Consider the following 24,639-nt stretch of genomic DNA (forward strand, 5'->3'; position numbering starts at 1 on the left):
TACCGTCACACCTTTGCCACTATGGCGGAACTCGTTGCAGCCATTGACAATTGGATGCACTTCTATAACAATCGGAGACGCCACTCAGCGATTGGAATGCTCAGCCGCATCGCGTACGAACAATCACTCACCACGGCCGGCCAGGCCGCATAACCCCTGTCCACTTTTCGGGGGGAACCTCAGCCCTTTTCGTGAGCGCCCTCCTTACCTGGACGGCAAAAGAAGGAGTCATATCCGTAGTGACTACGCAACGCGACAAACCGGTCGGATTCGGCGCGATTGCGGCCCTTGAGCACCTTGGTAACCGCTGGTTTGAGATTGTCGTAACGGATACGGGCCGGGACACCGCCGAAGTGGCTGAACGCCAACACATGCCCCTGCAGGAACGCCTCCTGCCCCTGAGTGGTGAAGGCGACGTGAAACGCCCGACCCGCGCAAGACAGCCGCATCACAAACATCCAGCACTTAACCAGCTCTCCACCGATGCGGGTCCAGAACTCCCCGAAATCAACCTCCGCCTCAGCGCCCGGAACGTGAGTTTGTGGGACCGCCACCTCGATCTGTTTGAAACCCAGCTCGAGGCGTCGCTGCGCCACGTATCTCGATACCGTCACCTCCGAGCACCGCGCTCCCTGCTCGACAACCAAACGCTGCCAGATCCGCCGAGCAGTGTGACGCTGCTTGCGCGGCGCGTCCTGATCAGCAGTCAACCAGCCATCGATAATCGCAACATAAGGATCGATCGCCGGCCGCCGCCGAGCCGGATACTGCTTACGGGGCGGCGGGACCGCCGAGGCTAATGCCTGACGCACGGTCCGACGATGCACCCGGTGCCGTTCCGCCAACTCCCGGATCGACAGGCCTTCCAGCCGTCGATCCCGCCGAATCTGCTCGAAGATTTCCACGCGTGACCTCGCCACTTCCTGACCTCCACGCCGACGACACCGGACATGAAGATCGCAACCAGGGTGGGGCCAATATTGGTGACGACACGCCGCACCCCACAGGCAGACAAGGTCACCACCCAGGTGGAGCCGAAATTCGCGACGACAACAAGCCCAACCGGGGCCAAGTTAGGTGACCACACTCAAACAAGATCGCCACTTGCAACTTGGCCGCGTCAGCGGTATCCCAACCCTGACATCCTGAAATAACTGTGGAGGCAGTCCCGTCCGTCTTCCCCATCGCAACCTGCGCCGGTGATGCGTTGACATTCGTGAATCTGGCCTGCTGCGCCGTCCAACGATGCTTGAACTGCCGGCGAAGAATTCACACGATGGGCTCGGCTAGCTCCGTTCTGGTCTTCGCGGGCTCGCGGTCGCGCCTGCCGCTGAAATCGTGGAACAGGATGGAGCGCGGGGTGAACTTGAGGATCAGTTGCACCAACGGACCGATGCCGAACGCGTAGACCAGGGTGCCGACGCCGACCGAGCCGCCGAGCAGCCAGCCCACGGCGAGCACGGTTGCTTCAATCACGGTTCGCACCAAGCGGATCGACAGCCCGGTACGGGCCACCAGCCCGGTCATCAGACCGTCTCGCGGGCCCGGGCCCAGCCCCGCGCCGATGTAGAGCACGGTGCTGATGCCGTTGAGCACCACAGCACCGAGCATCATCGCGATGCGCACCGGCATGGCGTGCGCTGCGGGCAGCACGGCCAGCGTGGCGTCGACGGTGATCGCGATGACGATGACGTTGGCGACAGTGCCGATACCCGGCTTGTTGCGCAGCGGGATCCAGGCCAGCAGCACGACGACTCCGACGACCGCCGACGCGAGCCCGATCGTCAGCGGCGTGTGCCAGGTCAGGCCCTGGTGAAAGACGTCCCACGGGTCCAGACCCAGGCCGGCGCGCACCATCATGCCCATCGACACGCCGTAGCCGCACAGACCGATCAGCAGCAGCGTGCCCCGTTTGAGCGCGGTCATCAGGAGTGGTCCTGGAATCGGGCGCGGATGACGTAGAGCTCGCTGGCCACCCGGCGGGCGTCCACGTCACCGTCTGCGATGGCGTTGCGCGAGTCGTACACACGACGGAGATTTTCCGCGAGCCGCGATATCCAATTCGTTCTCATGCTTCGATCATTCCGACCAACTGGCTTGCTCATCAATAGCCAGTTGGCGGATACTGGCCTGATTATGAGTAGCGATATGGCCGCCCGCGCCCTCGATGTGGACCTTTTGGCCCGCGAACTCGGCAACTGGCGCACCTCCAGCCTCAGTGGCCCTGCCTATCTCGGCCTGGCCGATGCCATCCGCTTGTTGATCGTCGACGGCCGGCTGCCGGTCGGGTCGCGGCTGCCCAGCGAGCGGGCCCTGGCCGACGCGTTGCGGGTCTCGCGCACCACGGTCACCGCCGCGTTCACGCAGCTGCGCGACGACGGCTATCTCAAGGCCCGCCGCGGAGCTCGCAGCACCGCCGCGCTCCCCCTGCGGTCCGAAGTGGTCACCGAACCGACGCAGCCGGCCGTCAGCCTGGCCGCGGCTGCGCTGTCGGCACCGTGCGCCGCGGTGCTCGACGCGTTCGCCGAGGCCGCTCATGACATCACCCCGTATCTGCACGACCCGGGCCACGAGCTCACCGGCGTCACCGCACTGCGCGAAGCGATCGCCGAGAGGTATTGCGAGCGCGGGCTGCCCACCGATGCCGACCAGATCATGGTGACCAGTGGCGCGCAGCACGCGATCGGCCTGATCCTGGCTACCCACACCCAGGCCGGTGACCGCGTGCTCGTCGAGCAACCGACGTATCACGGTGCGCTGTCGGCGATTACGCATGCCGGCGCGCGCCCGGTGCCGGTGTCGCTCACCGAAGACGGCTGGGAACTCGACGCCGTGCACGCTGCGCTGCGTCAGCTTGCACCGAGCCTGGCCTACCTGATTCCCGACTGCCACAATCCCACCGGGTTCACCCTCGGCGCCGAGGGCCGGACCAGGTTGGGACAGATCATCTCCGAAACGCGCACCCGCACCATCGTCGACGAGTCGATCATCGACATGTGGATCGATGCACCACCGCCGGCGCCGCTGGCAGTCTCGGTGCCACGCGATGACCTGGTGCTGACCATCGGATCGATGTCGAAGTCGTTTTGGGGCGGCCTACGCGTGGGCTGGATCCGCGCCGACCGCACCACTCTGGCGACCATCACCGCCATCCGGCCGTCCCTCGATCTCGGCACGCCCATACTCGAACAGCTCACTGCGGCAAGGCTTCTCGCGGCGCGTGAAGACATCCTGCCGGAACGGCGCGAGCTGCTCAACCAACGCAGGCAGTACCTGGTGTCGCTGCTGGCCCGCGAACTGCCCGACTGGCAGCCAGGTGACGGCCGCGGCGGGATGTCGCTGTGGGTGCGGCTACCCGCACCGATGAGCACAGCACTGTCTGCCAGTGCATCCCGATTGGGCCTCGATCTGCCCGCAGGTCCGAGGTTCGGGGTGGACGGCACGCTGGAACGGTTCATCCGATTGCCCTACGCCCTGCCGGAGCCTCAGTTGGAGGAAGCGGTCGAGCTGATGGTGCGCGCCTGGCGCAGCATCACCGGGGTCAGCAGCCCGCAGCAGCCGACTCTGGTGGTCTGAGGCCGCCTACTGCTGCTGGGACAGCGCCAAGCAGGTGCCGTAATGCTCGATGGTGCACGGAATACCGTTGACTGAAGGCAGCTGACCGGGCGCATTCACCACACCCGAACCTTCGCTGGCAGGTGTGAGGACCGGCACCACGCCGCCGCCCGACGGGCCGCTCACGCAGACTCCCTCGAACTTCGACGGGACCGTGCCCGATGGGCAGGGCTTGGCATCGGCCTGGGAGGCGAATGCCAGTTGTCCCAAGGCCGCCGCGACGGCGAAACCACCGACCAGAACTGCGTGCTTCACCTTCGCCATATCGACACCCTACGTGACGGCGTTACAGGACGCGGGTGGAACCCCGCCGTGGCAGTGCCTCAGTCTTCGGGGATCTCGACGCGACGCACCATGCCGTCGACCGCATCGGCAGCTTCGATCTCGCCGCGGGTGATACCCAGGATGAACAACACCGTGTCCAGGTAGGGATGGCTCAGCGACGCGTCGGCGACCTCGCGCAGCGCCGGCTTGGCGTTGAACGCCACACCCAGGCCCGCCGCGGCCAGCATGTCGATGTCATTGGCGCCGTCCCCGACGGCAACGGTCTGTTCCATCGGCACCCCGGCCTGGCTGGCGAAGTCGCGCAAGGCTTTCGCTTTGCCGGGCCGGTCCACGATCGGCCCGATCACCCGTCCGGTCAGCTTGCCGTCGACGACCTCCAGATGGTTGGCCGCTACGTAATCGAGCATCAGCTCTTCGGCCAGCGGTTCGATCACCTGGCGGAATCCGCCGGAGACCACGCCGCAGTGGAAGCCGAGCCTGCGCAGGGTGCGGATGGTGGTCCGCGCGCCCGGGGTCAGCTCGAGTTGCTCGGCGACGTCGTCGAGCACCTCGGCGGGCAACCCGGCCAGGGTCGCCACCCGGCGGTGCAAGGATTCCGCGAAGTCCAGTTCACCGCGCATGGCGGCCTCGGTCACGGCGGCCACCTCGGCCTCCTTGCCGACCCGCTGGGCCAGCATCTCGATGACCTCACCCTGGATGAGCGTGGAGTCGACGTCGAACACGATGAGCCGTTTGGCGCGCCGCGACAGGCTGTAGTCCTCGAGCGCGATGTCGACGCCCTCGTCGACGGCCACCTGTGCCATCGCGGCCTGCAACTGGGCGTAGGCCGCCGCGGACGGCACCGAGACCCGCAATTCCAGACCCGTCACCGGATAGTCGGACACCCCGCGGATCGTGTCGATGTTGACACCAAGAGCCGCCGCCTCGCGCGCGACCACACCGAACGACTGTGCGGTGATCGGCCGGCCCAGCACCACGATGGTGTGGGTCGACGGATCACGGAGCACGGGCAGGTCGTCACTGCGCTCGATCGTCACGTCCAGCCCGACGCCGTGTATCGCGGCTTCGACGTCGCTGCGTAAACCACCGCCGTCGACGACCTCGGCCGGTGCCGCGACCAGCACACCGAGGGTGAGCCGGCCGCGGATGACGACCTGTTCGACGTTGCGCAGGTCCACCTGGTGGCGGGACAGCACCTCGAACAACGCCGACGTGACGCCGGGCTGATCGACTCCGGTGACGGTGATGAGGACCGACGAGCGCTCGCGCGAGGAGCCGATAGGAGAAGGCACCTTTCGACTCATCTCCCCCAGTAGCCGCCTGCCGTCAGCTGGACTGGTCGGCGGTTTCGAGCTCCGGGTGGTGCGAGCGGCCCACGTGGGCCTCCGCACGCATCCGCTCGACCATGTGCGGGTAGTGCAGCTCGAACGCCGGACGCTCCGAACGGATCCGGGGCAGCTCGGTGAAGTTGTGCCGCGGCGGCGGGCAGGAGGTCGCCCACTCCAGGGAGTTGCCGTAGCCCCACGGATCGTCGACCGTGACGGGCTCGCCGTAGCGCCAGCTCTTGAACACGTTCCAGGCGAACGGCAGCGTCGAGATGCCCAGGATGAACGAGCCGATGGTCGAGATCACGTTCAGCGTGGTGAACCCGTCGCTGGCGAGGTAGTCGGCGTAGCGGCGCGGCATACCCTCGTCACCCAGCCAGTGCTGCACCAGGAACGTGGTGTGGAAGCCGATGAAGGTCAGCCAGAAGTGCAGCTTGCCCAGGCGCTCGTCGAGCAACCGGCCGGTCATCTTCGGGAACCAGAAGTAGATGCCCGCGTAGGTGGCGAAGACGATGGTGCCGAAGAGCACGTAGTGGAAGTGCGCGATGACGAAGTAGCTGTCGGTGACGTGGAAGTCGATCGGCGGGCTGGCCAGCAGCACACCCGAAAGACCACCGAGCAGGAACGTGATCAGGAAGCCCACCGAGAACAGCATCGGCGTCTCGAAGGTCAACTGCCCCTTCCACATGGTGCCGATCCAGTTGAAGAACTTGATACCGGTCGGGACCGCGATCAGGAACGTCATGAACGAGAAGAACGGCAGCAGGACCGCGCCGGTGGCGTACATGTGGTGCGCCCACACCGCGACCGACAGCGCCGCGATGCTGATGGTGGCGTAGATCAGCGTGGTGTAACCGAAGATCGGCTTGCGGCTGAACACCGGGAAGATCTCCGACACGATGCCGAAGAACGGCAGCGCGATGATGTACACCTCGGGGTGGCCGAAGAACCAGAAGAGGTGCTGCCACAACAGGACTCCGCCGTTGGCCGGGTCGTAGATGTGGGCGCCCAGGTGCCGGTCGGCGGCCAGGCCGAACAGCGCGGCGGTCAGGATCGGGAAGGCGATCAGGACCAGGATCGAGGTCACCAGGATGTTCCAGGTGAACACCGGCATCCGGAACATCGTCATACCGGGCGCGCGCATGCACACCACGGTGGTAACCATGTTGACGCCACCGAGGATGGTGCCCAGACCACCGACGGCCAGGCCCATGATCCAGAGGTCACCGCCCGGTCCGGGCGAGTGGATCGCGTCGGTGAGCGGCGAGTAGGCCGTCCAGCCGAAGTCCGCGGCGCCGCCGGGGGTGATGAAGCCACCCATGGCGATCAGGGCGCCGAACAGGAAGAGCCAGAACGACAGGGCGTTCAGGCGCGGGAACGCCACGTCGGGCGCGCCGATCTGCAGCGGCAGCACCAGGTTGGCGAAACCGAACACGATCGGCGTCGCGTAGAACAGCAGCATCACGGTGCCGTGCATGGTGAACAGCTGGTTGAACTGCTCATTGCTCAGGAACTGCAAGCCCGGCAACGCCAATTCGGTACGCATCAGCAGCGCCATGAGCCCGCCGATGAAGAAGAAGGCGAAGCACGCGACGCAGTACATGATGCCGATCAGCTTGTGATCGGTGGTCGTGATGAGCTTGTAGACCAGGTTGCCCTTGGGGCCCATCCGTTCCGGAAAAGGACGACGTGCCTCGAGTTCTCCGATTGGGGGCGCTTCGGCTACCAAGAGATCCTCCAAAGATCAGTCGGGAAATCCCGCATATCGACCTGAATCCTAACCCTCCCGAAGCCCCGCGCGCCCGTGGGTCCTACAAACGGTCGTAATCAACCCGGAAGTTCTCAGCGCGGCGTCCTGACCAGCTGGGAAGCGCCAGAATGTTACCGTCGCCCCGTGTTGATCAACCGACCGCGTGTCGCAGCCGCGCTGATCGCCGTGACCGCGGCACTGTCCGCCGGTTGTGGTTCTGAAACCGGGGCGCCGCAGGGCCACCCGTCGATCAGCACGAGTGTGACCAAGATCGCCGATGCCGGCGTGTTGGGCAATCAGCGCCGTCCCGACGAGTCGTGTGCCCCCGCGCCGGCTCCCGCGGACCCGGCCTCGCGCGATGTTCGCAATGCCGAGGGCAACGGCATCCCCCCGACCACGCAGATGTCCGGGGATCCGCAACGCATCGTGGTGCTGTCCGGCGATCAGCTCGACGCGTTGTGCGCCCTCGGCCTGCAGTCCCGCGTGGTCGCGGCCGCCACGCCGGTGGGCTCGGCAAGTCAACCGTCTTATCTGGGCAAGACCGTGCACGACATCGCGGCGGTCGGCGACCGTAACGCACCGGATCTCTCGGCCATCTCCGCTGCCCACCCCGACCTGATCCTCGGGTCGCAGGCGCTGACGCCCGACGCCTTCGGCCCGCTGGCAGCGATCGCACCGACTGTGTTCACCAGCGCGCCCGGCGCCGGCTGGCAGGACACGCTGCGCACGGTCGGCGCGGCGACAGGACGCGCCGACGCGGCGGGCGACCTGGTGGACAAGTTCAATGACGCGGCCCGCAAGACCGGCACCGACAACGACGCCGCGCATTTTCAGGCGTCCGTGGTGCAGCTGACCGAGAACACCGTGCGGGTTTACGGCGCCAACAACTTCCCCGGCAGCGTCCTGGCAGCGGTCGGGCTGGACCGGCCCGCCGCCCAGCGGTTCACCGACAAACCCTTCGAGGAATTGGCCACCTCCGGCGGTGACTACTCCATCGCCGACGCCGACATCGTGTACGTGTCGTTCGCGTCGTCTGCCGCGCGCGACCACGCCACGGCGATCCTGGACAGTCCGGCGTGGCGGGCATTGTCGGCCACCAAGGACAACCGGGTGTTCGTGGTCAACAACGAGGTGTGGCAGACCGGCCAGAACATCGTCGCGGCCCGCGGCATCCTCGACGATCTGCGCTGGGTCAACGCGCCGATCAACTGATCAGCCGCCGGTGCCCTGCAGCGCCTGCCGGCCGAACTGCCCGAGACCCAGCGATCCGTCCGGCAGTGCCAGTTCCCCGTTCTCGATACGCCGCCGCAGATAGGCGAACGTCTGCGCGGTCTGGGCGAACAGGTGCTCACCCGCCCGTAACGCGGGTCGTTGGGCTGTCTCGGTGGTGATGAACCGGGGCAGCGGCTTGACCTCGGTGTCGTAGTCGACGTTGAAGAACAGCGGGAACGAATACCGCTCCTCGGCGACCTTGCGGACCCGATGGCTGGTCGCCACGAACGCCCCGTTCGTCCACAGCTCGAGCATGTCGCCGATGTTGACGACGTATGCGCCGTCGACCGGCGGGACGTCGATCCACTCCCCCGCCCCGTTGAGCACCTCCAGACCCGGCGCGGTGGGCTTGAGCAAGGTGAAGCATTCGTAGTCGGTGTGCGCGCCGATCCCGATGCTGTCCACGGCAGCGGGGTTGTACGGGTAGTGGATGAGCCGCAACTGGCTGGGCGTCTTGGTGGCGTGCCGGGAGAACACCTCGGGGTCCTCGCCGAGCGCCACCGCGAATGCCCGCAGCAGCCGCTGCCCCACGGCCAGCAGCGCCTGGTAGTAGGCGGTCACGGCCGCGGCGAAGCCCGGGACCTCCGGCCAGGCGTTGGGGCCCAGCATCGGGTTGCCGGACAGGTAGTCCGGGTCGTCGGCAGGCAGGTCCAGTGCGGTGTCGAAGGCTTCCTTCAGATCGGGGACGGTGCCCTCGAACCCCTCCTCGCCGACCGGTACGTAGCCGCGGTGGCACCGGGAGAATCCGATGTAGTTGCGCATCTTCTCATCCACCGGCAGCGCGAAGAACTCCTTGACGGTGGCCAGCATGGCGTCGAACAGGGACTCGTCGATGCCCGTGCCGCTGATGTAGAAGAAGCCGACTTCGGCTGCCGCCCGGCCGATCTCGGCGGCCACCCGGTCCTGTTCGGCGCGCTCGGGTGAGTACAGTCCGCTGATGTCGATGACGGGCACCGACGTGAATGACGTCACGCCACTCATGAATCCACCTTCCCTTCCGTTTGATTCACCGTCCAGAGCACGCCGTTGGCCTGGATTTCGTTGCCGGACATCACGATTCCGAGCGCCTGATAGTCGGCGCCGCCGACGGTGCCGATCACCACCTGCCCGCGGTCGGCCCAGCCGAACAGTGCACCCGCACGGACCAGCAGTGCCGGGGTGCCGCCCGGACCGGACAGGCGCAGTGCACCGGTGGGAACGACCTCCCCGGTGTCGCGCACCCAGTGCTCGACGTAGTCCTCGTGCACCCCGGTCTCGACGAGAACCTCGCCTTCCCAGCGCATCTCGCCGGCATCCGGGAACGCGCCCGGCGGTTGCGCGTCGACCGCGCGGTGCCATTCGAAGATGTTGCCGTGCTGCGCCAGGGTTCCCGCGAAGCCGCGCGAGTCGACATAAGCGGTCGGCCCCTGCAGCCACAGGACGCCCGGCTTCTCGTCGCGGGTGCCGTCCGCTTCGATCAGCAGGGTGCGGCGCCACAGTCCGGCGCAGTCGGCCATGGATACCGTCACGAACAGTCCTTCCACCGGCGCTGCAGCATGCGTAGCCCGTCTGCCGTGGGCACCCCGAGTGCCCGCACCCTGGCTATCCCGCCGTCCGGGTAGGCCTGTACGCGCAGCGCCGACACGCCGGGCACCTCGATCGGGAAGACTTGCCGCGCATCGGGGATCAACGTGGTACGCGCCAGCACCGGGACGTCGAAAGTGACCATCCCCCAGCCATGTTCGCGATCGGCCCGACAGCGGCTGCCCAGCACCGACACCTCAAGGCTGGCGTTGAACACGAAGTACGAGGTGTCGATCTCGACCTGACGCAGGTCGGCGGGCACCGCGAACGAGATGATCACCGCGTCGTGGGTGTCGGGTCCGATATCGCGGCGCCTGCGGGTCTCCCAGCCCTCGCCCATGTTGCGCGGCCGATTCGGGGCGATCAGCGAGGCGGCACTGGAATAGAAACTGTCGCTGCACCATTCGACCCGCCCACCCTGCTCCAGACCGGACACCTCGACGGTGACACCGGTCCACAGCGCCGGGTCGGGTACCACCTCGCCGTAGGCGCGCAGCCGCGCGACCCCGCCGTCGGACTGCAACCGCAACCGCAGATGCGTCCACCGGCGCTTGTCCGTCACCCCCAGCAGATTGTGCGAATCCGCCTTGAGGACGGTCGTTTCCACGATGGGGGTCCAGGCCACGGTAGGTGCGGTCGGATCCGTGGTGCGTTCCAACGTGCAGGCGTCGACGGCAGCGGCGGTCGGGTGGTTACCGGAGAAGAATCGGGTGTCCACGTCGACGATGTGCAGCCGGCCGGGCGCACCGAGCCGGATGATCGCCCAGTCTCCGCCGGGTCCGGCGTGCCGCTTGGTCTCCCAACCGTCCACCACTTCGCCGCGCAGGTCGTAGGTGCCGGGGACGAATGCGGGTTCGGCCGGGTCGACGAGCCGTTCCTTGAATCCGAAGGATTCGTCGCTGGCGGCCACCACGGCACCGCCGACGGTGCGGGAGGCGAGGTCGGTGTCGGTCACCGCCCAATGACTTCCGATGAGCGCTTGCGCGAAGAGCCAAGAGCTTCCGACAACGGCCAGTGGCTGCGCGGATTGTCCGGCCCGGGTGCGTAGATCCCGGCCTTGCTGGTGGAAAGCCCCAGCTTGACGACAGCCTGTGCCAGCGCCACCGCGGCGGCGACACCGTCGACGGCGGGTACGCCGAGTTTGGCGGAAATGGCCGCGGTCACGCCGGCCATCCCGGCGCAGCCCAGGCAGATCACGTCGGCGCCGTCCTCGCTGATCGCGCGGGCTGCCTCGGCGACGACGGCCTGCACGGCACCGGCCGGGTCGGCGTCCACCTCCGCGGTGCCCAGACCGCACGCGCGCACCGAGGCGCAGTGTGCGTCGAGTCCGGCCAGCAGCAGGCGGTCCTGGATCGGCGGGATCGACCGTGCCAACGTGGTGACCACCGAGAACCGCCGGCCGATCAGATGGGCGATGTGCGCGGCACATTCGGCGATGTCGAACACCGGTACCGTGAGCGTCTCAGCGAGTGCGTCGCGGCCGTGCTCGCCGAAGCCGGCCAGCACGACGGCGTCGAAATCGAAGGTGCCCGCCTGGTTCAACCGGGCGACGACATCCATGACCCCGACCGCGGACAGATAGCTCTCTGCGGCCGAGTCGATCGCCTCGGCACCGAAGTGCGGTGACATGCAGACGATCTCGACGCCGGGATCGGCGGCGGCCCGCGCGGCGGCAGCGATCTCGGCGGTCATCGCCGCCGACGTGTTGGGATTGAGCACCAGGATTCTCACACCGGCTCCCCTATCCGGCTCAGGGCCGGCACCCCGGCCACCCAGGTCTGCAAGACCGAACCGCGTAGGCGGACACCGTCGTACGGGCCCACCGGGTGCCGGTGCCGCAGTTCGGCGGCACGGACGATGTCCTCCGTGTCGGGATCGAAGGCGCACAGATCGGCCCGCAGCCCCACGGCAATCCGGCCCCGGTCCGGGTAGCCGGCCAGCTCTGCGGGGCGTTCCGACATCCACCGGCTCAGCTCGGCAATACCGAAACCGCGCGCCACGGCCTGGGTCCAGACGGCGCGGGGCCCGAGCTGCAGCGAGCTGACCCCGCCGAACGCGCGACCGAAGTCGCCGGCGGCCTTGTGCCGCGGGTGGCACGGCGAATGATCGGACACCACGAGGTCCAAGGTTCCGTCGCCGAGCGCCGCCCACAGCGGTTCTCGGTTCGCGCCGTCGCGGATCGGCGGGCACGCGGCGAACTCGGTGCCGCCGTCAGGTATCTCCTCGGCGCCGAAAGTCAGGTAATGCGGGCAGGTTTCGGCCGTGACGGCGATGCCGTCGGCTTTCGCCGCGGCCAGCACTGGCAGCACCCGGGCACTGGACACGTGCACGATGTGCACCCGAGCGCCGGTCTCCCGTGCGGTGTCGACGACCAGGCCCACGGCGTCCTCCTCAGCGGCATCGGGGCGCGACGCCAGGAACGACCGGTAGCGGCGCCCCACCGGACGCGGGCTGGCGTCGAGCACTGCCGGGCTCTCGGCGTGCACCAGCAGCAGCGAATCCAGTTCGGCGATGCGGACCATGGCGGTCCGGAGCTGCTCGGAAGTCAGGTGCGGGAAGTTCGGATTGCCCGAATCGGCGAGGAAGCACTTGAAGCCACGCACCCCGGCCTGCGCCAGCTCGGCGAGCCGGTCCAGATTGTCCGGGACGACGCCGCCCCAGTACCCGACGGCGATGGCGCAGTTGCCTTCGGCCGCCGACTCTTTCATGCGCAAGGCGGCGACGCTGGTGGTCACCGGGTCGGAGTCCAGCGGCATGTCGACAATGGTGGTGATGCCGCCCGCCGCGGCGGCTGCGGTGGCCGTGGCGAAACCTTCCCAGTCGGTGCCGGGATCGTTGATGTGGACGTGGGTGTCGACGAACCCGGGCAGCAGGACGGCCGCAGCCGGCAGCCGGCAATCCTGGGCCGCCGGGCAGTCCGCGTCGAGGTCACCGAGGAAGGCAATGCACCCATCGTTGATTCCGACCGACGCCGGGACCAGGTGCTCACCGAGGAGCACCCGGTCCGCGCGTAAGACGCACTCCATCACGATGCGACCGGCCCGAATCGTTCGTGGAAGTGTTGCGTCAACCCAGGCCACACGTGCGGATCATGGCCGGGAATCAGCTGAAATCCCCTGTCGGCAGCCAACTTCTTGAGCCGGCGAATCGGCTCGACCGTGTCCTGCGGATCGACGTCGATGAACCCACCGATGGGCAGTTCGTGCTCGATGTTCTCGGTGAGGTCGGCAGCGTCGAAGGCAAAGACGAACCCGTCGCCTCCGACCGTTTCATCGAGCTCCACCACGAAACTCTGATGCCCAGGCGTGTGCCCGTAGGTCGGCACCGCGGTGACGCCAGGGGCGACCTCGGCTTCCCCGTCGGCCAGGCGCCAGTCGATGTTCGGGTCGTCGAAGTCCACCCGCACGATCGCATTGCGTTCGGGCTCAGGGTGATTCGACAGCCCGTACTCGAGTTCGCGACGCTGGGCGTGCACCGGCACCTTGCCGGCGAACAGTTTCAGCCCGCCGGCGTGGTCGTGGTGCAGATGGCTGACGGCGACGGTGTGGATGGCGTCGAAATCGACCCCGACCTCGGCGAGCCGCTGCTCGATGGGTTCACCGGGGCCGGGCAACACCGGGCGGTACTCGACGGTCGGGAAGAACCGCCGGTAGAGCGCCGGATCCCGCACCAGGGCGGTGTTGAACCCGGTGTCCAACAGCACCCAGCCACCGTCGGTCTGCAACAGCACGCCCGGGACGGGTTCGCGCATCCGCTCCTCGGGCGGAGCGCCGTACACCGACACCGATTTCGGCAGTTCCTCCCAACCCAGGGTCAGCAGAATGATTCGACGCACCCCGCCCTTGCGCACCAGTGTGGCCATCAACCCACCGACAGCGCGGCGAGCCGCAGGGAGTTGGGGTTGGTCACCACGTGCGCCTGCTCCATGCCCTTCAGCCAGGGCTGGGCCACCATGAAGTCGTTGACGTCGGCGACGTTGAGCCAGCAGCCCGTCTTGACCGCTTCCGTACCGGCAGTGGAGAAGTCGGCGTCTGTGTCGGCGGGCAGCCCCTTGGCCAGGGCCGCGGTGACCGCGGGCGCCGAGCACCCGAAGAAGTTCAGACCGCCGCTGGCATCCCACGAGATGTGTCCCCAGGTGTATGGCGACGGTGCATCCGGCCACCCGAGGTAGGTCATGATCTCCGGCGCGGACTGCCCGTCACTGCCGACCCAGCCATAGATTTCCGACGTCGGGTAGGCCTGCACCTTGGCGCTGAGGCCGGCCGCCGCCAATTGGGTCTGAATCAGGTTGCTGATCAACTGATTGTCCGGGTTGCTGGAGTCATAGCCGATGGTGACGGCCTTCTGGTCGGCGGGCAGTCCTGCGGCGATACCGGACAGCACCGACGGATCGTGCGGCACTGTCTGCTTGCCGAATTCGGCGGCCATCATGTTCGGCGGGTAGATCTGCTCGGCGGTCTTGCCGCGACCGAAGTAGGTCTGCTTGACCAGTTCGTCGACGTCGATGGCCTGTAAGACGGCCGTGCGGTTCTTCGCGTCGGTCATCATGCCCTTGCGGGGGTTGACGTACACGTAGTTCGACATCATGGTCGGCAGTGAGTAGTTCGCGAACGACTTGTTGTCCAGGTACGACTGCACCGCCGAGGACGGCAGGTCGTGCAGGATCGCCGCGATCTGACCGTTGTTGAACTGCAACTGCTGCGCCGACACGTCGGTGATCACCGGAAGCTCGACCTTTTCGAAGTAGGGCTTGGCGCCCCAGTAGTCGCCGAATGCGGTCAGTTCGTACTTCGAGCCGACTTCGGCGGCCGTCAGGGTGTAGGGGCCGGTGCCCAGATCGTGATTGGTGAGGTAGCCCTGCGCGTTGTCGCTGCCGCCGTTCTTCTTCAGCCCCTCCGGGCTGAGCATGCGCGGTCCGTAGGGACAGGCCAGGTAGTCCAGGAACGCCGAGTTCGGCGCCTTGAGCGTGACGGTGACACCGTAATCACCTTGAGTGGTGACTGATTCGACGTCGGTGACCATGTACGCCGGACCCTGATTCACCGCCGCCCTCCTATCGAACGAGGCCTTCACCGCAGCCGAGGTGAACGGCGTGCCGTCATGGAACTTCACGCCTTCGCGCAGCTTGAAGGTGAACACCTTGTTGTCCGGCGAGGCCGTCCACTCGGTGGCCAGTAGCGGCTCCAGCACGGGCTTGTCGGTGCCCGCCTTGTACTGCAGGAGGCCCTCGTAGGTGTTCGTGGTGAGTAGCAGGCCCTGCCCGGCGTAGTAGACGTCGGGGTCCGGCGGCTGTCCCGGATCCTGCAGGAACGACAGGTGCAGCACCTTGTCGGTCGGGGCAGCGTTGGGAGTGCTGGTGCCACCGGAATTCGATCCGCCGCAAGCGGTCAGGGTCGCGGTCGCGATCGCACCGACCGCCAGAAGCATGCTCAGTTTCTTCATCGGGCGGCTCCTTCGAGGACGGGGGTGGTGTGCGCACCGAGAGCACGGAACGCGGCGAGGATCTCCTCGGTGGTCCGCATCGCACCGGCCTGCAGGTACTCCATGGCGTCGAGCGCCGCGTGGTGCCGCTGCTCCGATGAGCCTCCGACGCAGTCGGTGACGACGCGGACGTAGAAGTCGCGCTGGTGCGCGTCGGCGAACGTGTAGTGCACGCAGACATCGGTGAGACCCCCGATGAGGATCAGGGTGTCGGCCTTCAGGCCGGACAGTACGATCTCGAATTCGGTTCCGATGAAACCCGAGTAGCGGCGCTTGACGATATGGAATTCATGGTTGGGCCCGTCGAAGTCGGGCAGCAGTTCGGGGTGCAGCGGCGTGCCGGGCCGGCCGTCGATGCAGTGCGGGCCCTCGAAGCCGTCGAGTTCGCGGCCGAAGTCGATGCCGTTGGCACGGTGCACTTCCTGGAAGAAGACGATCGGGATGCGCGCGGCACGGGCGGCGCCGATCAGTTGTCGCGCGTTCGCGATCCGGTCGGCGTATCCGGCCATGTGCGCAATGCCCACCTCCTCGACCGACATGTCGCCGGACTCCTGCATGTCGACCACGACAAGCACCGGATTGCCCACGATGAGTGGCTGTTTCGGCATCTAACCTCCTGTGACTGCGATACGGGGATCTGCGGCGGCCTGGAGCAGGTCCACGGCCGTGTTGATGACGACGTAGAGGGCGCCCAGCATGAGCGTGACGCCGGCGATGGCCGGGAAGTCCGCCACCGGGATGCTCTGCGCGATGTACTGCCCGATGCCCGGCCAACCGAACACCTGCTCGACCACCAGAACACCCGAGAACATCAGTCCCACTTGAAGTCCCGTCATCGACAGGGCCGCGCCGACCGAGTTGCGCAGTACGTGCCGGGCCATGATCCGGCTCTCGGAGAGGCCTTTGGCCCGCGCGGTGCGGGCGTAGTCGCTGTCGATGTCGGCCATCAGGCTGCTGCGCAATACCCGGCCGATCGCCACGGCCGGACCGATCGCGATGACCAGGGCGGGCAGGATCAGGTGGTGCAGCGCGTCGGCGACCACGTCGAACCGAGCGTGCAGCAGACCGTCGACGGTCAGCAGCCCGGTCGGCCCGTCGGGCGGATTCGGCACTCCCAGACGGCCGTTGGCGGGCACCCAGCCCAGGGTCTGATAGAAGACGATGAGCCCGAGGATGCCGAGCAGGAACATCGGCGCCGAAGACCCGGTGAACAGCACCGCGCGCAGGATCCCGGCGCCGCGCCACTTCAGGGTGGTGCTGAAGGCGAGCAGCCCGGCCAGCGCGATCGCGAGGGCCAGCCCGTACAGCGCCAGTTCCAGGGTGGCCGGGAAGAACGAACCGAGGTCGGACACCACGGCGTGTCGGGTGCGGTAGGAGGTGCCGAGGTCGCCGGTGACGGCGCCGGTCAGATAGTGCCAGAACTGCAGCAGTACAGGGTCGTTGAGCCCCAGTGCTTCCCGCCGCGCGGCGACGGCCTGGGCGGAGGCCTGGGCACCCAGCTGAGCCTTGACCGGATCGAGCGGCGAGATGTGCTGCAGGATGAACAGCACCGCGGTCAGCCCGACGAGGATGGCCACCATGGCACCGAGCCGGGAGGCGATGAATGTCTTCACGGGTGGCTCTCTCAGTTCGTTTTCATCAGATTGCGCAGACAATCGCCGGCGACGTTGGCGATCAATGCCAGCACCAGCACCCCGAGCCCCGGCATCACCGGGATCCACCACTGCTGCAGGAAGTAGCTGAGGTTGCGGGCCGAGTCGGCGCCCAATTCCGGTGCGGGCGCGGCCTGTCCGAGCCCGAGGAACGACAACGCCGCCAGGGTGAGGATCAACGTGCCGATGTCGAGGCTGGCGGCGACGAGCGCATTCGGTACCGCACCCGGCAGCAGGTGTCGCCCGGCGAGCCGGAATGGGCTGACACCGGTCAGTTTCGCCGATTCGACGTGTGGCCGGGCGGCCAGCCGGGCCACCTCGCCGCGCACCAGCCGGGCATAGAACGGCCACCAGACGATGGACACCGCGATCAGGGTGTGCAGGAAGCCCGGCCCGAGCGCGGCCACCACCGCGATCGCCAGCACCGGTGCGGGCAGGGACAGGAAGCCGTCGGTGATGCGCATCAGCGTGGCGTCGACCCAGCCTCCGGCAGCGCCGGCGATCAGGCCGACCAGCCCGCCGATCAGCAGGCCCAGCGCCACCACCGCCAGCGCGGCGAACCAGCTGGATCGGGCGCCGTAGAGCACCCGGGACAGGATGTCGCGGCCCACGCTGTCGGTGCCGAGCAGGAATCCGTTGCTCCCCGGAGCCTGCAGCGGCATGCCCACCGGGGTCAGTGGGTTGTGCGGCGCGAGCAGCGGTACCGCGACGACGACCAGCGTCACCACGATCACCAAGGAGAACCCGGTCCAGTTGACGATCGTCGACCGGGACTGCGGCACGACCAGGCGCCACCGCCCGCTGCCGCGAACCAGGCCGGGAACCGACACTGCGATGGCCATCAGAGCGCCTTCCGTTCGATACAGGCGACCTGGTGCGGATTGCCCGGGAAGCCTTCGAGGCGGACATCGAGTTGGTCGCCGCCGCAGGCGTCGACGGAGATCGGGCAGCGCGGGTGGAAGGCGCATCCGCGCGGTGGCGCCAGCGGGCTGGCCGGTTCCCCTGGCAATACCCGGGATTCGCGCCCGAGATCGGGGATCGAGTCCACCAGAGCGCGGGTGTACGGGTGGGCGGGATCGCCGATGACCTGCTCGGCGGGGCCGACTTCGACGATCCGTCCGAGGTACATGACGGCGATCCGGTCGGCGACCACCCGGGCCACCGACAGGTCGTGCGTCACGAACACCACGGACATGTCCAGACTGCGGCGCAGGTCGCCGATCAGGTTGAGCACCGACGCGGCCAGCGAGACGTCCAGCGCACTGGTCGGCTCGTCGCACAACAGCACCGGCGGCGGCACCACGGTGGCCCGCGCCAGCGAAACCCGTTGGCGCTGACCGCCCGAGAGCTGACCGGCCCGTGACTTCGCGACCTCGGCGGGCAGCCCCACCCGTGCCAGCACGTCGATGACGGCGTCGCGGCGCTGCGCCCGGGACATCCCGGTGCCGCGCAGCCGCTCGGCGATGAGCTCGCCGACCGACAGCCACGGGGTCAGGGACGCACCCGCATCCTGGAAAACCATCTGCGGCCGCTGGCCCCCCGCGAGTTTCACCATGCCGGAGCTGGCCTTCTCCAGTCCGGCGATCACCCGCAGCAAGGTGGACTTGCCGGATCCGCTCTCCCCGACCAGTGCCACCGATTCGCCGTGCCCGACGCGCAGCGTCACGCCGCGCAGTGCCTGCAGCTTGCCCCGCCGGGCGACGGAGAAGGTCTTGATGACGTCGGTCAGTTCGATCGACGGCGGATGGTCGGTGTCGGGCTTCGAAACCTCCTGTTGGGCAACGGGTTCCTGGTCGGTAGCGGTCTCGGCTTCGGCGAGCGGCCGTGCCGGTAGCAGGCACGCGCTGACCCGCGCGGGTCCCACCGAGATCGGCTCGGGTGGCGTCTTCGTGCAGTCGTCGGTGGCAAGTTCACAACGCGGGACGAAGGCGCAGCCGGGCAGCGGTGCCAGCGGGCTGGGCACCGACCCCGGCAGTGCGGCGAGCCGCCGGCCGCGGGCGGTCTGCAACGTCAGCCGGGAGCGCAGCAGACCCTGGGTGTAGGGGTGCGCCGGGCTCTGGAGAACCTCTGCGGCAGGCCCGATCTCGGCGATGCGGCCCGCGTAGAGCACTGCGATGCGGTCCGATATCTGTGCGGCCACCCCGAGGTCGTGGGTGATGAAGACAATGCTGCACCCGATCTGGTCGCGCAGCCCTTGCAACAGCTGCAACACCTGGGCCTGGACGGTGACATCGAGTGCGGTGGTGGGTTCGTCGGCGATGATCAGTTCCGGGTCGCCCGCGATGGCCATCGCGATCATCACCCGCTGACGCAGTCCGCCGGACAGTTCATGCGGGAAGGAGCGCATCCGCCGGGCCGGATCCGGGATGCCGACCGCCGTCAACAGGCGCAGTGCCTCGTCGTCGCTGCCGGCAGCCTCTGCCACCTGCTTGCCGATCCGCATGGTCGGGTTCAGCGAGGTCATCGGATCCTGAAACACCGCGCCCAGATCCAGCCGGCGAACCTTTCGCAGCGCCTTGCCGTCACCGTTGATCATGTCGGAATTCGCAACGCGGACCACGCCTTCGACCTTCGCGGTCGGCAGCAGGCCGAGCATCGTGAACCCGAGAACCGTCTTGCCGGAACCGGATTCGCCGACCAGCCCGACGATCTCGCCCGGCGCGATCGCCAGCGAGACCCCGCGCAGCGCATGTACGCCGCTGCCGTTGCGGCGGAAGGTGACGTACAGATCACCGACCGTTGCGACAGGCTGTGTGGTCGACGGCGCCGCGGCCCGTACTGCCGAACTGTCGACCGGTGGGGGTGCGGCCTCGATCGTGGCCTCGCGCATCGTGGCCTCCCGGAAGTGAATTGGGAATGCCGCGCCACCACCGTGTGCCGCAGCCTGTCGCTCGACAGTTTTCACTGACACCGCCGAGATCGGGTGTCGCGGGCGTAAATCAATCGGCGACTTCGGTAACAGTCACGTGTCGCGCGTTTCTATCGGGTGACAGATAGCTGCGGGTCTCCGTTGCGCACCGGCGATGGGCCACGATGGCGGTATGCCGCTCACCAGAGCAGGACGTCCGCGCCTGCACGATCAGCGGCGTCCGGGGTTGACGGCACGCGACGAAATCCTCGATGCCGCAGGGGAATTGTTCACTACAACGGGATATGCGCGAACCTCGACACGAACGATCGCAGAAGCGGTCGGCATGCGCCAGGCATCGCTGTATCACCACTTCAAAACCAAGGACGACATCCTGTGTGCGCTGCTGGAACAGACAGTCGCCCCGACACTGGGATTCGTTCCCAGCCTGCTCAGCGCCGAGCCCGCGTTGACAGCTGCAGAACACCTGCACGCGCTCGCAGCATTCGACGGCGCCCAGCTGATGTCCGGGCACTGGAATCTCGGGGCGCTCTACCTCCTGCCCGAATTGCGGGACGCCAAGTTGCAACCGTTCTGGTCGGAGCGCGAACGGCTGCGACTGCACTATCTGGATCTGAGCATGGCTGTGGTCAACCGCACCGGAATCCCGGCGGCCGCCGCCGATCTGCCTTTTCGGCTCGTCGAGTCCCTGGTCAACATGTGGTCGATGCCGGCAGGTCCGCAACGGGCTGAGCTACCGTTCCACGTCGCCGACGCCTGCATGCGGGTGCTGGGGCTCTCCGACGATGCCGCCGCGGACCGCCGTGAACGCAGTCATCTCGAGATCGACCGGCATACCCGGGGGGTCTGCGCCGTCCCGCCTGAGCCCGCATAGTCTGCATCCATGTTCCATGTGCTCACCCTCACCTACCTGAAGCCGGTCGAAGTTGTCGACCAGACCCGGGCGGCGCATGTCGCATGGCTCAACGACGAGGTGGCCGCCGGCCGCATCCTGCTCGCGGGCCGCCTGGAACCGCTGAGCGGCGGCGTGTTGATCACCGGCGACATCAGCACCGAGGATGCCCAGCAGATCATCGACACCGATCCGTACACCCTGGAGGGGCTCGTGAGCTACGAGCGGGTGTCGTTCAACGGGTCGATCCGCGCGCCCGGGCTTTGAGCCACCCGCTCCCAGCCCGTTCTCAGGGAGCGAAGTCACAGTCGATGGCGGGACTAATGTCTGTATCGCGATGGTTGCAGGTGTCGGGCCGCGTTCTGCGGCGCACCAGTTACCTGGGCCAAGTCCCCAGAAGCACGCACTGACGACGATCGAAGAGGGCTGTGATGAGCACTGTTTCCGCATATGCCGCGAACTCGGCAACCGAGCCGCTGACCAAGACCACCATCACCCGCCGCGAGGTAGGGCCCCACGATGTGGCGTTCGACATCCACTTCGCGGGCATCTGTCACTCCGACATCCACACCGTGAAGGCCGAGTGGGGCCAGCCCAACTACCCCGTCGTCCCGGGCCACGAGATCGCCGGGGTCGTGACCGCGGTCGGCTCTGAGGTCACCAAGCACAAGGTCGGCGACCACGTGGGTGTCGGCTGCTTCGTCGATTCCTGCCGCGAATGCGACAACTGCAAGGCCGGGCTGCAGCAGTACTGCACCGGGACCGGCATGGTCGGCACGTACAACGCGACCGGCCGCGATGGCACGCCCACGTACGGCGGCTACAGCGGCGCGATCGTCGTCGACGAGAACTACGTGCTGCGGATCCCCGACAGCATCCCGCTGGACAAGGCCGCTCCCCTGCTGTGCGCCGGCATCACCCTGTACTCACCGCTGCGGCACTGGAACGCCGGCCCCGGTAAAGAGGTCGCCGTCATCGGCCTGGGCGGCCTCGGTCACATGGGTGTCAAGATCGCGCACGCGATGGGTGCGCACGTCACCGTGCTGTCGCAGTCGCTGAAGAAGATGGAGGACGGTCTGCGGCTGGGCGCCGACGAGTACTACGCCACCAGCGACCCGGACACCTTCACCAAGCTGGCGGGCAGGTTCGACCTGATCCTCAACACGGTGTCGGCCAACCTCGACATGGGTGCGTACCTGGGCCTGCTGGCCACCGACGGCACGCTCGTCGAGCTGGGAGCGCCGGAGAAGCCGCTGGTGGTGCCGTTCTTCCCGCTGGGCGCATACCGTCGCAGCCTGTCCGGTTCGATGATCGGCGGCATCCCCGAAACCCAGGAGATGCTCGACTTCTGCGCCGAGCATGACGTGACCCCCGAGATCGAGGTCATCCAGCCCGACTACATCAACGAGGCCTACGAGCGCGTGCTCGCCAGCGATGTGCGGTACCGGTTCGTCATCGATACCGCTTCGCTGCGCGGCTAGTTACTCCGAGGCTGCCGCATCGCGATCGACGCCGGCCAGGGGCCAACCGACGGCGGCCAGTTTGGCCGCCACCCGGTTGATGTTCTCCGGGCCGGCGTCGTGCTCGGTGACCTCGGAGATGAATTCCGCGATCTCGTCGCGGTCGATCTTTCCGTCTGCCAGCGCGGCAGACCCGTTCGCGGTGATGTTGCGCACCACTTCCTTGACCTGATCGTCGGTCAGCGGGGTGGCGCGCAGCAGCGCCAGCAGCGGCACGCGGTCGGTGCCCGGAACGCCTTCCGGGTAGCCGGCGCGCAGCCAGTTCAGGATCGAGGTCACGAGAGACTGTGCGGTCACCACGCAAGTCTCATATCACGTCGCCGTCGGCACCACCTGAGGATCGGACAGTTCCCAGGTCATTCATCGCTCGTTAATCCTTGAGCAGTGAAAAACAATCCGGCTGAACACAACCGGTGACGCTCGCGGTCACTACGGGCAGGCTCGGCGCGGTGACCCGTGTGATCCGCTTCAACGCCTTTGACATGAACTGCGTCGCCCATCAGTCCCCCGGGCTGTGGCGCCATCCAGCCGACCAGTCCTGGCGCTACAAGGACATCACGTACTGGACCGAACTGGCAAAGCTGTTGGAACGCGGCCGTTTTGACGGGCTGTTCATCGCCGACGTGCTCGGCACATACGACGTCTACGGCGGTAACGACGAGGCCGCGATCCGCCAGGCCGCGCAGATTCCCGTCGGCGACCCGATGCTGTTGGTCTCGGCGATGGCACTGGTCACCGAGAATCTCGGATTCGGCATCACCACCGGCACCGGTTTCGAGCATCCCTACCCGTTCGCGCGGCGGATGTCGACGCTGGACCACCTGACCAACGGCCGGATCGGCTGGAACGTCGTCACCGGCTATCTGCCTGCGGCGGCGCGCAACATGGGCCAGACCGACCAGCCCGCCCACGACGCCCGCTACGACCACGCCGACGAGTACCTCGAGGTGCTCTACAAGCTGTGGGAAGGTTCGTGGGAGGACGACGCGGTGGTGCGCGACGCCGAACGCGGGGTGTTCACCGACCCGGCCAAGGTGCACCACATCGGCCATTCCGGAACGCATTTCAGCGTCCCGGGCGTACATCTCGCGGAGCCGTCGACGCAACGCACCCCGGTGATCTACCAGGCCGGGTCCTCACCGCGCGGAGTGCGCTTCGCGGCCGAGAACGCCGAGGCGATCTTCACCGCGGCTCCCACCAAAGCCATTCTGCGCGAGACGGTTTCGACGATCCGCTCGGAACTGGAGCTGGCCGGCCGAGATCCGTACGCTGCCAAGATCTTCAACCTCACCACGATCATCACCGCCGAGACCGACGAGGAAGCCGCGGCCAAACACGCTGAGTATCTGTCCTACGGCGATCCCGAGGGTGCACTGGTGTTCATGTCCGGGTGGATGGGGGTCGACCTGGCCCGCTACGGGCTCGACGAGCCGATCGGCAACGTCGACTCGAACGCGATTCTGTCGGCGGTCAAGGCCTTCCAGTCCGCCGATCCGGACGGCCGTGAGTGGGCGGTGCGCGACATCGCCGAATGGGGCGAGATCGGCGGGATGGGCCCGCGCATCGTGGGATCCGGTGCACGCGTTGCCGATACGCTGCAGGAGTGGGTCGACGAGACCGATGTCGACGGCTTCAACCTGGCGTACGCCATCACCCCCGGCTCGTTCGCGGATTTCGTCGAGTACGTGGTCCCGGTGCTCACGGCACGGGGCGCCTACCAGACGGAGTACGCGCCGGGCAGCCTGCGCAACAAGCTGCTGGGGCGCGGCGACCGGCTCGCCGATGACCACCGCGGCGCCAGTTACCGTGTGGGCGCAGCGAATTCGACCATCATCGAGCGTCCCACCACGGTGCCGTCGTCGTCTGCTTCCACCGCCGCCCAGCCGGCGCGAGGACGATAGCTCCCCACAGCATGAGTACAGGAAACTGTCAGAAATCTGGGCAATCGAACCCGTGGCAACGATGAATCGTGGTTACATTACCCGCTACGCCACAAGGGAGACGACATGTCAGGTAAGGCAGCGCTTTTGATTGTGTCCGCAAGCATCGCGACGACACTCTCGTTGACCGGATGCGGTGGCTCCACATCGGCTGACAGCACGACCACGACGTCAGGCGCGGCGGCAGCGAGCACCACGACTGCCGCTCCGGCCACCGCGGCCCCCGCCGACCACGCCGCCAAGGTGTCGGCCAACACCGCATCGGAAGACGACATCGCCGCGGCGCTGAAAGCCGCGGGGGTGAGCAACCCGTCCCGGTGGGCGGAGGAAGTCGTCGAATACCGCCCGTATCCCGCCGATGATCCCAATCTGGGCAAGCTGCGCGACAACCTGGCGAAGTACAACCCCGGGCAGGAGACCGTGGACAAGATCGTGTCCGCGTTGACCCCATGACTTCCCGCCGCAGGGCGGGGCT

26 protein-coding genes are annotated in these 24,639 nt (G+C 67.2%); 8 read left to right on the plus strand and 18 right to left on the minus strand.

What is annotated here, in order from left to right:
• On the plus strand, window positions 1-153 hold a 153-nt coding region (locus RMCB_RS20740), incomplete at its 5' end, for an integrase core domain-containing protein (RefSeq protein ID WP_267887334.1).
• A gap of 26 nt (window positions 154-179) precedes the next feature.
• On the opposite strand, the gene istA is transcribed toward RMCB_RS20740, so the two are convergent.
• From istA to RMCB_RS36070, 3 genes are all read right to left on the minus strand, one after another.
• Entirely contained in the window at window positions 180-905 is a 726-nt protein-coding gene (istA, locus tag RMCB_RS20745) for an IS21 family transposase (protein WP_234792202.1), read from the minus strand.
• Window positions 906-1,269: 364 nt separating this feature from the next.
• On the minus strand, window positions 1,270-1,926 hold the full coding sequence (yczE, locus tag RMCB_RS20750) for a membrane protein YczE (protein ID WP_062830328.1): 657 nt from the start codon (window positions 1,924-1,926) through the stop codon (window positions 1,270-1,272).
• Window positions 1,926-2,072, minus strand: coding sequence for a hypothetical protein (locus RMCB_RS36070; protein WP_165606305.1), 147 nt, complete (start codon window positions 2,070-2,072; stop codon window positions 1,926-1,928). The genes yczE and RMCB_RS36070 overlap by 1 nt, the downstream gene beginning before the upstream one ends.
• A gap of 64 nt (window positions 2,073-2,136) precedes the next feature.
• On the opposite strand from RMCB_RS36070, the gene yczR reads away from it, so the two are divergent.
• Entirely contained in the window at window positions 2,137-3,576 is a 1,440-nt protein-coding gene (gene yczR, locus RMCB_RS20755) for a MocR-like transcription factor YczR (RefSeq protein WP_062830329.1), read from the plus strand.
• 6 nt (window positions 3,577-3,582) lie between these two features.
• On the opposite strand, the gene RMCB_RS20760 is transcribed toward yczR, so the two are convergent.
• From RMCB_RS20760 to ctaD, 3 genes are read right to left on the minus strand one after another with little or no spacing between them, the layout of a single operon-like run.
• A complete protein-coding gene (locus tag RMCB_RS20760; RefSeq protein ID WP_062830330.1) occupies window positions 3,583-3,879 on the minus strand; it encodes a hypothetical protein in 297 nt (98 codons plus the stop codon).
• Window positions 3,880-3,938: 59 nt separating this feature from the next.
• Window positions 3,939-5,204: a phosphoserine phosphatase SerB gene (gene serB, locus RMCB_RS20765; RefSeq protein WP_201028325.1), complete on the minus strand. Its 1,266-nt coding sequence runs from the start codon at window positions 5,202-5,204 to the stop codon at window positions 3,939-3,941.
• 22 nt (window positions 5,205-5,226) lie between these two features.
• Window positions 5,227-6,954 (minus strand): aa3-type cytochrome oxidase subunit I, encoded by a 1,728-nt coding sequence (gene ctaD, locus RMCB_RS20770; protein WP_029366116.1) that lies wholly within the window; start codon window positions 6,952-6,954, stop codon window positions 5,227-5,229.
• 165 nt (window positions 6,955-7,119) lie between these two features.
• On the opposite strand from ctaD, the gene RMCB_RS20775 reads away from it, so the two are divergent.
• Entirely contained in the window at window positions 7,120-8,187 is a 1,068-nt protein-coding gene (locus tag RMCB_RS20775; RefSeq protein ID WP_062830331.1) for an iron-siderophore ABC transporter substrate-binding protein, read from the plus strand.
• Here RMCB_RS20775 and RMCB_RS20780 read toward each other — a convergent pair whose 3' ends face one another.
• From RMCB_RS20780 to RMCB_RS20830, 11 genes are read right to left on the minus strand one after another with little or no spacing between them, the layout of a single operon-like run.
• A complete protein-coding gene (locus tag RMCB_RS20780; RefSeq protein ID WP_062830332.1) occupies window positions 8,188-9,228 on the minus strand; it encodes an isopenicillin N synthase family dioxygenase in 1,041 nt (346 codons plus the stop codon). It lies immediately after the preceding gene.
• A complete protein-coding gene (locus RMCB_RS20785; RefSeq protein ID WP_201028326.1) occupies window positions 9,225-9,755 on the minus strand; it encodes a hypothetical protein in 531 nt (176 codons plus the stop codon). Before RMCB_RS20785 ends, RMCB_RS20780 begins: the two co-directional genes overlap by 4 nt.
• Window positions 9,752-10,765 carry an allantoicase gene (alc, locus tag RMCB_RS20790; RefSeq protein ID WP_062830334.1) on the minus strand — a complete coding sequence of 338 codons (1,014 nt, stop codon included), beginning with the start codon at window positions 10,763-10,765 and terminating at the stop codon, window positions 9,752-9,754. Before alc ends, RMCB_RS20785 begins: the two co-directional genes overlap by 4 nt.
• Window positions 10,762-11,541 (minus strand): aspartate/glutamate racemase family protein, encoded by a 780-nt coding sequence (locus tag RMCB_RS20795; RefSeq protein WP_062830335.1) that lies wholly within the window; start codon window positions 11,539-11,541, stop codon window positions 10,762-10,764. The genes alc and RMCB_RS20795 overlap by 4 nt, the downstream gene beginning before the upstream one ends.
• A complete protein-coding gene (allB, locus tag RMCB_RS20800; protein WP_062830336.1) occupies window positions 11,538-12,836 on the minus strand; it encodes an allantoinase AllB in 1,299 nt (432 codons plus the stop codon). Before allB ends, RMCB_RS20795 begins: the two co-directional genes overlap by 4 nt.
• Window positions 12,836-13,672: an N-acyl homoserine lactonase family protein gene (locus tag RMCB_RS20805; RefSeq protein ID WP_062830337.1), complete on the minus strand. Its 837-nt coding sequence runs from the start codon at window positions 13,670-13,672 to the stop codon at window positions 12,836-12,838. The genes allB and RMCB_RS20805 overlap by 1 nt, the downstream gene beginning before the upstream one ends.
• Window positions 13,672-15,252 carry an ABC transporter substrate-binding protein gene (locus RMCB_RS20810; protein WP_062830338.1) on the minus strand — a complete coding sequence of 527 codons (1,581 nt, stop codon included), beginning with the start codon at window positions 15,250-15,252 and terminating at the stop codon, window positions 13,672-13,674. Before RMCB_RS20810 ends, RMCB_RS20805 begins: the two co-directional genes overlap by 1 nt.
• Window positions 15,249-15,899, minus strand: a complete 651-nt coding sequence (locus RMCB_RS20815; RefSeq protein ID WP_062830339.1) for a cysteine hydrolase family protein — start codon at window positions 15,897-15,899, stop codon at window positions 15,249-15,251. The genes RMCB_RS20810 and RMCB_RS20815 overlap by 4 nt, the downstream gene beginning before the upstream one ends.
• Window positions 15,900-16,904 (minus strand): ABC transporter permease, encoded by a 1,005-nt coding sequence (locus RMCB_RS20820; RefSeq protein ID WP_062830340.1) that lies wholly within the window; start codon window positions 16,902-16,904, stop codon window positions 15,900-15,902.
• A gap of 11 nt (window positions 16,905-16,915) precedes the next feature.
• Window positions 16,916-17,785, minus strand: a complete 870-nt coding sequence (locus tag RMCB_RS20825; protein WP_062830341.1) for an ABC transporter permease — start codon at window positions 17,783-17,785, stop codon at window positions 16,916-16,918.
• Window positions 17,785-19,773: an ABC transporter ATP-binding protein gene (locus RMCB_RS20830; RefSeq protein ID WP_062830351.1), complete on the minus strand. Its 1,989-nt coding sequence runs from the start codon at window positions 19,771-19,773 to the stop codon at window positions 17,785-17,787. The genes RMCB_RS20825 and RMCB_RS20830 overlap by 1 nt, the downstream gene beginning before the upstream one ends.
• Window positions 19,774-19,984: 211 nt before the next feature.
• Here RMCB_RS20830 and RMCB_RS20835 point away from each other — a divergent pair, with 211 nt between their 5' ends.
• The 3 genes from RMCB_RS20835 (at window position 19,985) to RMCB_RS20845 (ending at window position 22,185) form a co-directional block, all read left to right on the plus strand.
• Window positions 19,985-20,686, plus strand: a complete 702-nt coding sequence (locus RMCB_RS20835) for a TetR/AcrR family transcriptional regulator (protein WP_062830352.1) — start codon at window positions 19,985-19,987, stop codon at window positions 20,684-20,686.
• A 9-nt stretch (window positions 20,687-20,695) separates the two neighbouring features.
• The gene (locus RMCB_RS20840; protein WP_029366134.1) at window positions 20,696-20,971 is read left to right on the plus strand and encodes a YciI family protein; all 276 of its coding nucleotides are present in this window, start codon (window positions 20,696-20,698) and stop codon (window positions 20,969-20,971) included.
• A 164-nt stretch (window positions 20,972-21,135) separates the two neighbouring features.
• The gene (locus RMCB_RS20845; RefSeq protein WP_062830342.1) at window positions 21,136-22,185 is read left to right on the plus strand and encodes an NAD(P)-dependent alcohol dehydrogenase; all 1,050 of its coding nucleotides are present in this window, start codon (window positions 21,136-21,138) and stop codon (window positions 22,183-22,185) included.
• Here the strand turns inward: RMCB_RS20845 and RMCB_RS20850 are convergent, their stop codons facing one another.
• A complete protein-coding gene (locus RMCB_RS20850; RefSeq protein ID WP_029366136.1) occupies window positions 22,186-22,521 on the minus strand; it encodes a DUF3349 domain-containing protein in 336 nt (111 codons plus the stop codon).
• 152 nt (window positions 22,522-22,673) lie between these two features.
• Between RMCB_RS20850 and RMCB_RS20855 the strand changes: the two genes are divergently transcribed.
• The gene (locus RMCB_RS20855) at window positions 22,674-24,125 is read left to right on the plus strand and encodes an LLM class flavin-dependent oxidoreductase (protein WP_062830353.1); all 1,452 of its coding nucleotides are present in this window, start codon (window positions 22,674-22,676) and stop codon (window positions 24,123-24,125) included.
• 105 nt (window positions 24,126-24,230) lie between these two features.
• On the plus strand, window positions 24,231-24,617 hold the full coding sequence (locus RMCB_RS20860; protein WP_062830343.1) for a hypothetical protein: 387 nt from the start codon (window positions 24,231-24,233) through the stop codon (window positions 24,615-24,617).
• The last annotated feature ends 22 nt before the right edge of the window (window positions 24,618-24,639 follow it).

Source organism: Mycolicibacterium brisbanense, from assembly GCF_001570425.1.
Taxonomy (GTDB): Bacteria; Actinomycetota; Actinomycetes; order Mycobacteriales; family Mycobacteriaceae; genus Mycobacterium; species Mycobacterium brisbanense.